General features: G+C 69.6%; 12 protein-coding genes. 10 read left to right on the top strand and 2 right to left on the bottom strand.

Annotation, left to right across the window (positions count from 1 at the left end):
* Positions 1-83 precede the first annotated feature (83 nt).
* From E9536_RS16410 to E9536_RS16370, 9 genes are all read left to right on the top strand, one after another.
* On the top strand, positions 84-344 hold the full coding sequence (locus E9536_RS16410; RefSeq protein WP_011353838.1) for a DUF2866 domain-containing protein: 261 nt from the start codon (positions 84-86) through the stop codon (positions 342-344).
* A gap of 124 nt (positions 345-468) precedes the next feature.
* Positions 469-852, top strand: coding sequence for a DUF6232 family protein (locus E9536_RS16405; protein WP_042972737.1), 384 nt, complete (start codon positions 469-471; stop codon positions 850-852).
* A gap of 187 nt (positions 853-1,039) precedes the next feature.
* Positions 1,040-1,267 (top strand): hypothetical protein, encoded by a 228-nt coding sequence (locus tag E9536_RS16400; RefSeq protein WP_027790410.1) that lies wholly within the window; start codon positions 1,040-1,042, stop codon positions 1,265-1,267.
* Positions 1,268-1,535: 268 nt separating this feature from the next.
* Positions 1,536-3,806, top strand: coding sequence for a TonB-dependent hemoglobin/transferrin/lactoferrin family receptor (locus E9536_RS16395; RefSeq protein WP_059699786.1), 2,271 nt, complete (start codon positions 1,536-1,538; stop codon positions 3,804-3,806).
* Positions 3,807-3,855: 49 nt separating this feature from the next.
* Positions 3,856-4,947 (top strand): hemin-degrading factor, encoded by a 1,092-nt coding sequence (locus tag E9536_RS16390; RefSeq protein ID WP_027790408.1) that lies wholly within the window; start codon positions 3,856-3,858, stop codon positions 4,945-4,947.
* Between the two features lie 32 nt (positions 4,948-4,979).
* Complete coding sequence (locus tag E9536_RS16385) at positions 4,980-5,861, top strand: helical backbone metal receptor (RefSeq protein WP_211097467.1); 882 nt, start codon at positions 4,980-4,982, stop codon at positions 5,859-5,861.
* Positions 5,862-5,876: 15 nt separating this feature from the next.
* The gene (locus E9536_RS16380; protein ID WP_136470179.1) at positions 5,877-6,965 is read left to right on the top strand and encodes an iron ABC transporter permease; all 1,089 of its coding nucleotides are present in this window, start codon (positions 5,877-5,879) and stop codon (positions 6,963-6,965) included.
* 19 nt (positions 6,966-6,984) lie between these two features.
* Positions 6,985-7,806, top strand: a complete 822-nt coding sequence (locus tag E9536_RS16375; RefSeq protein ID WP_136470178.1) for a heme ABC transporter ATP-binding protein — start codon at positions 6,985-6,987, stop codon at positions 7,804-7,806.
* A gap of 109 nt (positions 7,807-7,915) precedes the next feature.
* Positions 7,916-8,299 (top strand): VOC family protein, encoded by a 384-nt coding sequence (locus E9536_RS16370; RefSeq protein WP_060083792.1) that lies wholly within the window; start codon positions 7,916-7,918, stop codon positions 8,297-8,299.
* 21 nt (positions 8,300-8,320) lie between these two features.
* Here E9536_RS16370 and E9536_RS16365 read toward each other — a convergent pair whose 3' ends face one another.
* Both E9536_RS16365 and E9536_RS16360 read right to left on the bottom strand, forming a co-directional pair.
* Positions 8,321-8,932 carry a trimeric intracellular cation channel family protein gene (locus E9536_RS16365; RefSeq protein WP_136470177.1) on the bottom strand — a complete coding sequence of 204 codons (612 nt, stop codon included), beginning with the start codon at positions 8,930-8,932 and terminating at the stop codon, positions 8,321-8,323.
* Positions 8,933-8,940: 8 nt separating this feature from the next.
* Positions 8,941-11,061 carry a PBP1A family penicillin-binding protein gene (locus E9536_RS16360; protein WP_136470176.1) on the bottom strand — a complete coding sequence of 707 codons (2,121 nt, stop codon included), beginning with the start codon at positions 11,059-11,061 and terminating at the stop codon, positions 8,941-8,943.
* 237 nt (positions 11,062-11,298) lie between these two features.
* On the opposite strand from E9536_RS16360, the gene E9536_RS16355 reads away from it, so the two are divergent.
* Positions 11,299-12,093, top strand: coding sequence for an aminoglycoside phosphotransferase family protein (locus E9536_RS16355; RefSeq protein ID WP_136470175.1), 795 nt, complete (start codon positions 11,299-11,301; stop codon positions 12,091-12,093).
* Positions 12,094-12,374: the final 281 nt, after the last annotated feature.

Genomic DNA, 12,374 nt, shown 5'->3' with positions numbered 1-12,374 from the left:
GCCGCCTGAACATCGGCGGCTTTTTTTTTGAACCGCCGACGGCGCCGCCATCGATTGCCCACAAGACAGGATCGGAGGCCATGATGATCGAAGATACCGTTTTCAGCCATCTGCACGCGATTCTGACGTGCCAACACTCGATGCCGGTCCAGAGCTGCCGCGTATCGGTCGAAATGCAGCGCCCGTGGGGACGGCCGTATCGTCTCGTCGAATGGACGATGCACCTCGACGCACCCGCGCGGCGCCAGATCGTGCCGGCCGAATCGACCGACGAAGAAATCGCCGAGGTCGTCGCGTCGCACGTGCCGGGCCGGCTTTATGGCGACGGCCGGCTGCAGTTCTGAACGCCGTCCCGTTCCACCCGCTGCCCGTCTTTCGAGCGCGCCGCACGCATCGTGCGGCAGTCGGTCTCGTTTGATGCAGCAACGAAACCTGCTACGCTGCGCGTTTTCGTCCACGCAACACACGATGGAAAACGCATTCAACGAACGCGGCGTGATGATCACGCGCAACGGCCTGTCGGCCGCCGGGCAGGTATTCGCGCTGCGTGACATCCGCCACGTCGATGTCGTCAAGATTCCGAAAAACCGCCTCGTGCCGTCGCTGATCTCGCTGATCGGCGCGGCCGCCGCCGTCGCGGGCGGCATCGCCGGATCGAGCGCCGCGCTCGTCGTCGGCGTGATGCTCGCCGTCGTCGGTTATCTCGCGTGGACCACGCAAGACGTCACGTATCGCCTGATGGTCGAGATGCCCGACGGCAAGCGCGAAGCGCTGTCGAGCGTCGACGTCGAGTTCGTCGAACGCGTCGCGCAGGTCGTGCGCGATGCGCAGGCCGCAACGACGGCCGGCTGATTCCGTTCGCATCCCTGCACGCTTCAATCCGTGGTGCCCGGCCGCGCGCGGCGCGTTTCGCGTCGCGCAACGGCGCCCTCGATTGCCCCGTCGAATCGCATTCCACCACCGCCTCGCCTGCGCTGCGTACGCCGACCGCCTAGTATGGAAAGAGCGGCTCGTCGCCGCATCGTCCGAGGAGGCCAGCATGAACGTCCAGACGCTGTCCGGCACGCTTCGCGCGCAGGAACTGCTGATCGTGTCGATGGTCCGCGCGCTTCCCCCTGACGCACGCCGTGCGCTCGTCGACCTCTACACCGAACAGATCGCGTTCGCCGAACAGGCCGGCCTCGAAGGCCACGGCGATCGCGCGACGCACGATGCGTTCATCACGCATGCGCGCAACCTGCTGATCCGCATCGAAGCACTCGCCTAGGGCCTGTTCACGCTCGTGGCGGGCTTGCTCCACGGCCCGCGTTTCTTCCGTATTTTCCGGCGCGGCTCGCCCGAGCCGCGCATGTGAGCGCTCACCCACGCGCGCCGCTTTTCGTTCTTGTATTGATAATAATTCTCATTTACACTGGCAAAATTGTCAGTTGCCTTTCAATTCGCCGCTCGCCGCATTCCGTGCGCGGGCGGGCCAGCCAGGTGAACGCGTCACCCAGCCAGCCTTCGGGCTTGTTTTCGTCAATGGGAGACCACCTGTGCATTGCTATACGCTGGCGCGGCGGCCGATCTGTGCCGCGCTGTTCGGCGCGTTCGGCCTGTCCGCCGCCCCGGCTCACGCCGATTCGTCGCCGCAAGGCGCCACCCCGCCTTCCACCCTGCTCGTTGCCGCGTCCACGCGCGGCGATGCGGCGCTGCTGGATCCCGTCACCGTCACGGCCAACCGCACCGCAACGGCCACGAGCCGCACGGCTGCGTCCGTCTCGGTGATCACCGACGAGGATCTGGAGGAACAGCAGGCCACCAACATCAAGGATGCACTGCGCTACGAGCCGGGCATCACGGTGCGCCGCACCGCGTACCGGCCCGGCAGCGCCGCGCTCGGCGGCGGCCGCGACGGCGATTCGAGCATCAACATCCGTGGCCTCGAAGGCAATCGCGTGCTGCTGATGGAAGACGGCATCCGCCTGCCGAACGCGTTTTCATTCGGCCCGCTCGAAGCGGGGCGCGGCGACTACGCCGATCTCGACACGCTCAAGCGCATCGAGATCCTGCGCGGGCCGGCGTCGGCGCTCTACGGCAGCGACGGCCTGACCGGCGCGGTGAACTTCATCACGAAGGATCCGCGCGACCTGCTGTCGATCTACAACAAGCCCTACTACTTCTCGTTCCGGCCGAGCTACGACTCGGCCGACCGCAGCATCGGCGCGACCGTGTCGGCCGCGGGCGGCAACGATCGCGTCCAGGGAATGATCATCGCCGACGGGCGGCGCGGCCACGAGGTCGACACGCGCGGCAGCAACAACTCGGCGAGCACGCTGCGCACCACGTCGAACCCGCAGGACGTCTATTCGGAATCGCTGCTCGGCAAGCTCGTACTGACGCCCACCGCACGCGACACGTTCAAGCTCACCGCCGAAACGGTGCAGCGGCGCGTGAGCACCGACGTGCTGTCCGCGATCAATCCGCCGAACACGCTCGGCCTCACGACGAACGACCGGCTCGAGCGCAACCGCTTCAGCGTCGACTACGATTTCCGCGACGATGCGTTCCGCTGGTTCCAGACCGCGCACGTGCAGTTCTACTACCAGGACGCGAAGCAGGACCAGTACGCGTTCGAGACGCGCGGCGCGCCGCTGAAATCGCGTTCGCGCGACAACCAGTACAAGGAACGCACGTTCGGCGGCTCGGCGTTCGCCGAAAGCGGCTTCGCGACCGGGCCGTTCGCGCACAAGCTGCTGTACGGCGTCGACGGCAGCGTGTCGCGCGTGACGAACCTGCGCGACGGCACGGTGCCGGGCGTCGGCGAAGCGTTCCCGAACAAGGCGTTCCCCGACACCGACTACACGCTGTTCGGCGCGTTCCTGCAGGACCAGATCGGCTACGGCCGCCTGCTCGTCACCCCGGGCCTGCGCTTCGACACGTACCGGCTGAGCCCGACCGAAAACGATCCGCTGTTCACCGGCAAGGCCGTGTCGACCAGCGCGAACGAACTGTCGCCGCGCGTCGCCGTGCTCTACGAGATCACACCCGCGGTCATTCCGTACGTGCAGTACGCGCACGGCTTCCGCGCACCGACGCCCGACCAGGTGAACAGCAGTTTCTCGAACCCGGTGTACGGCTACACGTCGATCGGCAATCCGAACCTGAAGCCCGAGACGAGCGATACCTTCGAAGCCGGGCTGCGCGGCAAGGCCGGCACCGGCTATGGCGTCGTGCGCTACAGCGCGGCCGCTTTCACGGGCCGCTACCGCAACTTCATCTCGCGCACGACGATCGCGGGCAGCGGCCGGCCGGCCGACCCGTTCGTGTTCCAGTACGTGAACTTCGCCGACGCGCGTATCCACGGCCTCGAAGGCCGCGCCGAATGGGTGATGCCGAACGGCATCACGCTGAAGACGGCGATGGCGTTCACGAAGGGCTCGACGCAGAACGACGGCGCGGCGAGCCAGCCGCTCAACACCGTCAACCCGTTCTCCGCCGTGTTCGGCGTGCGCTACGAGCCGACCGAACGCTGGTTCGTGCAGACCGACCTGCTGTTCCAGGCCGCGAAACGCGACAAGGACATCGACAAGTCCGACTGTTCGAACAAGACGTGCTTCTCGCCGCCGTCGTCGTTCGTCGTCGACCTGCGCGGCGGCTACCGCTTCAACAAGCACGTGAGCGCGACGATCGGCATCCGCAACCTGTTCGACCGCAAATACTGGAACTGGTCGGACGTGCGCGGCATCGCAGCCGATTCGCAGGTGCTCGATGCGTATACGTCGTCCGGACGCACGGTCGCCGTCAGCATGAAAGTGGATTTCTGATGCGCGCCGCCCGCGCTGCCACCCCTACCGTTACTTGAAGGAGTCCGACATGATGCAATCCGCCCTTCCCGGTCAACCGGCCACGCCGGCCCGCGCGGCCGCCGCGCTGCGCGACGCGTTCATCAAGCTCAAGACCGAGCGCCAGCTGCGCAACCGCGACGTCGCGCAGGCGCTCGGCGTCAGCGAAGGCGAGGCGCTCGCCGCGTTCGTCGGCGAGCACGTCGTGCGGCTCGACGCGCGCTTTCCGGCGATGTTCGAGGAAATGCCGCGCCTCGGCCGCGTAATGGCGCTCACGCGCAACGACACGGCCGTCCACGAGAAGGACGGCGAATATGCGCAGATGAGCCATGACGGGCCTGTCGGCCTCGCGCTCGGCGATATCGACCTGCGCATCTTCTATCGTCACTGGGTGTCGGCGTTCGCGGTGCGCGACGAGACCGCGCACGGCCCGCTGAAGAGCCTGCAGTTCTTCGACGCGCAGGGGCATGCGATTCACAAGGTCTACCTGCGCGCGCACAGCGACCACGCCGCGTACGACGCGTTCGTCGAGCGCTGGCGCGCGCCGTCTCAGGAGCCTGGACTCGAGGTCGCGGCCGCCGCGCCGAAAACGCCCGAGCGCGCCGACACCGAGATCGACGTCGCGGGTTTTCGCGCCGCCTGGGACGCGATGACCGACACGCACCAGTTCTTCGGCATCACGCAGCGCTTCGGCGTGAGCCGCATGCAGGCGCTGCGCCTCGCCGATCCGCAATACGCGTATCCGGTCGAAACCGCGCATGCGCTGCGCCACGTGCTCGAACAGGCCGCCCAAAGCGGCCAGCCGATCATGGTGTTCGTCGGCAACGCGGGGATGATCCAGATTCATACGGGCCCAGTCGCGAACGTGCGCGAGGTCGGCGCGTGGATCAACGTGCTCGACCCGGGCTTCAACCTGCACGTGCGCGAGGACCTGATCGCCGCCGCGTGGGTCGTGAAGAAGCCGACGAGCGACGGCATCGTCACGTCGCTCGAGCTGTTCGACCGGCAGGGCGACCACGTCGCGCTGCTGTTCGGCGAGCGCAAGCCCGGCAAGGTCGAACGCGACGACTGGCGCGCGCTCGTCGCGACGCTGCCGGCCGCGGCACGCGGAGGCGCGCGGTGAGCGCGCGACCGTTCGATCCGCGCCGCCGCGCCATGCTGGCGGGCGCGGCGGCCGGCGCGCTCGCCGGCGCGCTGCCCGGCAGCGTGCTCGCCCAGGCCGCACCGGCTGCGCCGAAGCGCGTGGTCGTGATCGGCGGCGCGCTCGCGGAAACCGCGTTCGCGCTCGGCGGTGCCGAGACGCCGCGCTACCGGCTCGTCGGCGCCGACACGACCTGCACGTATCCCGATGCCGCGAAGCGTTTGCCGAAAGTCGGCTACCAGCGCGCGCTGTCGGCCGAGGGGCTGCTGTCGCTGCGGCCCGATCTCGTGCTCGCGTCGGCGGAAGCCGGCCCGCCCACCGCGATCGCGCAGGTGAAAGGCGCCGGCGTCGCGGTGACGACGTTCGACGAACGGCACGACGTCGAATCGGTCCGCGCGAAGATCACGGGCGTCGCGCAGGCGCTCGACGTGCGCGACGCGGGCGCTGCGCTGCTGCAACGTTTCGACCGCGACTGGCAGGCCGCGCGCGACGCGGTCGCTGCCCGCGCGCCCGGCGGCGCGCAGCCGCCGCGCGTGCTGTTCGTGCTGAACCATACCGGCAACCAGGCGCTCGTCGCCGGCCAGCGCACGGCCGCCGACGCGATGATCCGCTACGCGGGCGCACGCAACGCGATGCAGGGTTTCGATCACTACAAGCCGCTGACGACCGAGGCGCTCGCGGCCGCCGCGCCCGACGTCGTGCTGATTTCCGACGAAGGGCTCGCGGCAGTCGGCGGGCGCGCGGCGCTGCTCGCCACGCCCGGCTTCGGCGCGACGCCGGCCGGCCGCGCGCAACGCGTCGTGTCGCTGGATGCCCTGTTCCTGCTCGGCTTCGGCCCACGCCTGCCGCTCGCCGTCACGACCCTGCACCGACGGCTGTCGGATGCACTCGCCTGATCCCGGATCGCCCCGATGCCCGCTCATGCTTCGCCCTTCCCCGCACCGTCGCCCGCGTCGCGCTCCGGCGCCGCGCGCATGGGCACGTCGCGCCGCTTCGCGCCGTTCGCGCTGGCCGTGCTCGCCGTTCTCGTGTGCGCGATGTCCGTCGTCGCGCTGTGCGTCGGCGCATACCGCATTCCGCTCACGGAAGCCTGGGCCGCGCTGACCGGCGACACCGCCGCGCAGCAGGCGCGCGCGGTGCTGCTCGACATCCGCGCGCCGCGCGTCGCGCTCGCACTGCTGGTCGGCGGCGGCTTCGGCGCGGCCGGCGCCGCGATGCAGGCGCTGTTCCGCAACCCGCTCGCCGATCCGGGGCTCGTCGGCGTGTCGAGCGGCGCGGCACTCGGCGCGACCACGATGATCGTGCTCGGCCCCGCGCTGTTCGCCGCGCACGTGGGTGCCGCCGCGTTGCCTGTCGCCGCGTTCGCGGGCGCGCTCGCGGTCGCCGCGCTCGTCTACCGGCTCGCCGCGTCGCGCGGCCGGCTCGCGTTGCCGCTGCTGCTGCTCGCCGGCATCGCGATCAATGCGCTGGCCGGCGCGGCGATCGGGCTGCTCACGTTCGTCGCCGACGATGCGCAGCTGCGTTCACTGACCTTCTGGAGCCTCGGCAGCCTCGGCGGCGCGCAATGGTCCGCGCTGGCGGCCGTCGCGCCGTGCGTCGCGATCGGCTGCGTGCTGCTCGCACGCGAACGCGACGCGTTGAACGCGTTGCAGCTCGGCGAAACCGAGGCACTGCACCTCGGCGTGCCGGTGCAACGGCTGAAGCGGCGCGTGCTCGTCGCGGTCGCGCTCGCGGTCGGCGCGCTGGTATCGTGCGCCGGCATCATCGGCTTCATCGGGCTCGTCGCGCCGCATTGCGTGCGTCTCGCGTGCGGCCCCGACCAGCGCGTCGTGCTGCCCGGCGCCGCGCTGCTCGGCGCGTTGCTGACGCTCGCCGCCGATCTCGCCGCGCGCACGGTCGCGGCGCCGGCCGAAATTCCGCTCGGCGTGCTGACCGCGCTGCTCGGCGCACCGTTCTTTCTGGCGCTGCTGTGGAAAAGCCGCGGCGCGCTCGGCGGGTAACCCTTTCTTCACGACGACCATGCTGACCGCTCACCATCTCGACGTCGCGCGCCGCCACAACGCCATCCTCCGCGACCTGTCGCTGTCGATCGAACCGGGCCGCGTGACCGCGCTGCTCGGCCGCAACGGCGCGGGCAAGAGCACGCTGCTGAAGACCTTCGCCGGTGAGCTGACCGGCAGCGTCGCGCCGAGCGGCGTGCGCGTGACCGGCCACATCACGCTGAACGGCGAACCGCTCGCGCGCATCGACGCGCCGCGCCTCGCGTGCCTGCGCGCGGTGCTGCCGCAGGCCGCGCAACCGGCCTTTCCGTTCAGCGTCGACGAAATCGTGCTGCTCGGCCGTTATCCGCATGCGCGGCGCAGCGGCGCGACGTCGCATCACGATCGCGACATCGCGTGGCGCGCGCTCGAACGCGCGGGCGCCGACGCGCTCGTCGGCCGCGACGTCACGACGCTGTCGGGCGGCGAACTCGCGCGCGTGCAGTTCGCGCGCGTGCTCGCGCAGCTATGGCCGGACGAAGAAGCAACGGAGAGCGGCCCGCGCTACCTGCTGCTCGACGAACCGACCGCCGCGCTCGACCTCGCGCACCAGCACCGGCTGCTCGACACCGTGCGCTCGGTCGCGCGCGAATGGCGGCTCGGCGTGCTCGCGATCGTCCACGATCCGAACCTCGCCGCGCGGCACGCGGATACGATCGCGATGCTCGCCGACGGCACGATCGTCGCGCACGGCACGCCGCGCGACGTGATGACGCCCGCGCATATCGCGCAGTGCTACGGGTTTTCCGTGAAGATGGTGGAAACCGGCGACGGTGCGCCGCCGGTCATGGTCCCGGCATGACGCCGCGGGTGCATGCGGGGCGGCCGCTTCCCGGTTGTCTCCCGGCCGTCGATCGGTGCGCCCGGCTTTCAAGCAGCCTCATTCGCGCTTCCCTTTCGAGGAGACTCCCGTGCCGCTTCCGATGACCCGCATCATCCTGTACGTCCAGGACGTCACGCTGCTGAAGGCGTTTTATCAACGCCATTTCGATCTGCCTGTCATCGAGGAAATCGACGGTGAATGGGCGGTGCTCGACGCGGGCGCGATCGAACTCGCGCTGCATCTGGCCGGCCCGGCGTTTCGCCACGCGGCCGAGCCGTCGAATGCGAACCCGGCGACGAACAACGTGAAGCTCGTCTTCCGGATCGACGCCGACATCGACGCGCATCGCGACCGTCTCGCGCGCGACGGCGTCACCGTGCGCGACGTCAAGCGCTTCGACGGATTCCCGTACCGGCTGCTCGACGGCATCGATCCGGAAGGCAATGTCTTCCAGGTGATGCAGCCGGACTGAACGCCGCCGCGCGGCCGCGCGTCAATGCCCGACGTCGGCCGCGCCGAAGGTCCGCATCTTCCACCCGAGCCGCACGGCCAGCATCCGCATCGAGAAACCGGCCACCAGCGCGACCACGGTCGCCGCGCCCGCATCGATGCCGAGATGCTGCATCCCGACGTACAACGCGCCCGTCACGAACGCGACGCTCGCGTACAGTTCCTCGCGCAGGATCAGCGGCATCTCGTTGCACAGCAGGTCGCGCAGCATCCCGCCGCACACGCCGGTGATCGCGCCGGCCAGCACGACGATGATCGGCGCGGCGCCGGTCGACGCGCCGATGTCGCAGCCGATGATCGTGAACGCGGCGAGGCCGATCGCGTCGACGGTGACGAACAGCGTCTTCATTCGCGCGACATGCCGGGCGGCCCACGATGCGACGGTTGCCGCGGCGAGCGTAATCACCAGGTATTCGGGATGCGCGATCCAGCCGAGCGGATAGTGGCCGAGCAGCACGTCGCGCACGGTGCCGCCGCCGAGCGCCGTCACCGCGCCGACGAGCGCGAGCCCGAAGCGGTCCATCCCGCGCCGCATGCCCATCAGCGCACCCGACATCGCTTCCGCGACGATCGCAATCAGATAAAGCGTATGCATGGTGCGCGTCAGTCGTCGGTACGGAACAGGTCGAGCACGCGTTCGCGCTCGGCCGCGTCGACGGCCGCGGGCATCGGCTCGTCGGGTTTGCCGCTGCCGGCCGGCGCATCGGAGGCGTCCTGCGCCGCCGCGCCGCCGCAGGCGAAGCGGCTGCGGATGTACGACGGCACGTCGGCCGTGCACGTGCCGCGCGTGTATTCGGCGTAGACGAAATCGCCGTCGACGAGCGCGACGTCCTGCGGCGGCGTCGCATCGACCGGTGTGCGTCCGTCGACGGCCGTCTTCATGTAGTCGAGCCAGACCGGCAGCGCCAGCGTCGCGCCGGTCGCGCGCCCCATCGGGCGCGGCGTGTCGTAGCCGAGCCACGCGACCGCGACGACCCCCGACGAGTAGCCGGCGAACCACACATCCTTCGACCCGTTCGACGTGCCCGTCTTGCCGGCCGCGTCGTCGCGGCGCAGCGCGAGCGCGCCGCGCGCGGTGCCGGCCTTCACGACGTCGCGCAGCATGCTGTCCATCAAGAACGCGTTACGCGCCGACACGACGCGCGCGCCTTCCGGCGTCGTGGCCTCGTACATCGCGCCGCCGTGGCGCTGCTTCACCGACAGGATCAGGCGCGGCTCCATCCGCGTCCCGCCGTTCGCGAACACGCTGTACGCGCTCGCGAGTTCGAGCGGCGTCACCGCGCCCGCGCCGAGCGCGAGCGGCAGCGACGCCGGATTACGCTGCGCGTCGAAGCCGAAATGCACCGCGTGCTGCTGCACGTAGCGCGCGTCGGTGGCCTGCATCAGGCTGACCGCGACCAGGTTCTTCGAGCGCACGAGCCCGCGCCGCACCGGGATGAAACCCTCGTAGCGGTTGCCGAAATTGCGCGGACGCCACGGCCGCGCGCCGGTTTCCTCATGGGTGAGCGTGCGCTGCGTATCGTCGACGAGCACACCCGGGAAGTAGCCCTTCTCCAGCGCGGCCGAATAGACGAACGGCTTGAAGCTCGAACCCGGCTGGCGATACGCCTGCAGCGCATGGTCGAACACGTTGCGATTGAAATCCGCGCCGCCGACGAGCGCAAGCATGTCGCCGGTGGCCGCATCAAGCGACACGAGCGCGCCTTCGAGCCCGTTGCGCGCATCGCGCTTCGCGCCCGGCTGCCGGCTCAGCGTACGCTGGAGCGCGGCTTCGGCCGCGCGCTGGTCGCGCATCGAGATCGTGGTCGTCACGTCGAGGCCGAGCGTATACGCGTCGTCGTGAAAGCGCTCGACCATCATCCGGCGCGCGCGTTCGGCGACGTACGGCGCGGCGACGATCCCGGGCGGCGGCGTGGTCGCCAGCGCGATCGGCGCGTCGACGGCTGCGCGATAAGTTGCGTCGTCGAGCTGACCGAGTGCGTGCATCCGCCCGAGCACGTAGTTGCGCCGCGCGGTCGCGCGCGCCGGATTGACGACCGGGTTGAACGCGGACGGCGCCTTCGGCAGCCCCGCGAGCACGGCCGCCTCGCCCGCGTTCAGCGCGTCGAGCGGCTTGCCGAAATACACGTTCGCCGCCGCCGCGAAACCGTATGCGCGCTCACCCAGGTAGATCTCGTTCATGTACAGCTCGAGCAGCTTGTCCTTGCTGTATTCGCGTTCGAGCTTGGCCGCCATCAGGATCTCGGCGAGCTTGCGGCTCAGCACCTTGTCGCGCGTCAGGTAGAAGTTGCGCGCGACCTGCATCGTGATCGTGCTGCCGCCCTGCCCCGGCTGCCCCGTCACGACGTTCGCGAACGTCGCGCGCGCGAGTCCGCCGACATCCACCGCGCCGTGCTGATAGAACTTCGCGTCCTCGGCCGCGAGCAGCGCGTGCCGCATCAGCGCCGGGATGCGTTCGAGCGGCACGAACTCGCGCCGCTCGACGCCGTATTCGGCGAGCAGATCGCCGTCGCGCGAGAAGATCCGCAGCGGCAGCGCGGGACGATAGACGGCGAGGTGCTCGACGGACGGCAGCTGCGTCCAGATGCGATTGATCGTCCATGCGCCGATGCCCGCGCACGCGAGCGTCAGGCCGAGCAGCGCGCCCGCGAGCGTGCGCCATGCGCGACGGCGGCGCGGCGGCGGCACGGGCGGCGGCGGAGGGGATGCGGTGTGGTCGGTCATGTCGGGCTCCTTCTTCGATGCTGCGACGGCCGGCGCGCGATATGCACCGACTGGTCACGAAAGGCGCGCATTGTCGAAGGGATCGCGCGAAACCGGAACATTCTTTAGCCAAAGTTTGGCTGGCTAAATTTTATTTAGGAATGGGTGTCGGGCCGTTCACGTCGAACGCGCGGGCACGTCAAACGCGGCCGGGAGAACCGCGCTGCGCGCGATCCGTTTCGCCTGTAGCATCGTGTGATGTTCGATCGATACCTCGGCCTGTGGGGCCTCGTACCCGACGGCGGCCCGATCCTGACCGCGAGCGGCGGCCTGTTGCCCGTTCTCTGGCAGGCGCGGCCCGCGATGCTGAAGGTCGCCACCTGCGACGAAGAGCGGCGCGGCAACGCGCTGATGACGTGGTGGAACGGGCACGGCGCGGCGCAGGTGTGGCAGCACGACATCGACGCGATCCTGCTCGAGCGCGCGCAGCCCGCGCCGTCGCTGGCCAAATTGTCCGCATCGGGTCACGACGACGACACGATGCGCATCGCATGCGGCGTCGTCGCCCGGCTGCACGCGCATCGCGCGCCGGAGCCGGCTTCGGTCGTGCCGCTGCGCGACTGGTTCCGTTCGCTGCTGTCGGACGACATTGGCGACGACGTGCTGCATTGCTCGGCAACGATCGCGCGCGAGCTGCTGGGCGGACCGCCCGTCGACGAAGTCGTCCTGCACGGAGACATCCATCACGACAACATTCTTCATTTCGGCGATCGCGGCTGGCTCGCGATCGACCCGAAAGGGCTGCGCGGCGATCGTGCGTTCGACTACGCGAACCTGTTCTGCAATCCCGCGCACGAGATCGCGGCCGATCCGGCGCGCTTCACGCAACGCGTCGTGTGCGTGGCCGATGCCGCACGACTCGATCGCCGTCGGCTGCTGAAGTGGATTCTGGCGTGGGCGGGCCTGTCGGCGGTGTGGCTGATGGAGGATGACCTGCTGCCCGACACGCGGTTGGCGGTCGCGCAGCTCGCCGCGCACGCGCTCGGCTTGTAGCCGCGCAACGCAGCGGCATCCGCGAGCAGCCGCGCATCGTCAGGATGCGCCGCATGCGTCCGTTCCACCTCCGAGGCTTGGAATCACCGGCTGCGCCTTTTCACCAGCGATGCGCGTGCGATGTGCAGCCGCATGAGATACGCAAACGCGACCGCACGGCGGACAAGGGCATTGAGGGCAAGTGCCTGCTCACGCGACCCGGCTTGCGCGCCCGATCACCGGTGATGCATGCGTGATGCATCAGCATGAGAGACGCAAACGCCCCCGCACGGCGTACAGGG

The organism is Burkholderia sp. LS-044 (assembly GCF_004803625.1).
In the GTDB taxonomy this organism is placed as follows: domain Bacteria; phylum Pseudomonadota; class Gammaproteobacteria; order Burkholderiales; family Burkholderiaceae; genus Burkholderia; species Burkholderia cepacia.
This window is presented reverse-complemented; position numbering and strand designations above follow the sequence as displayed.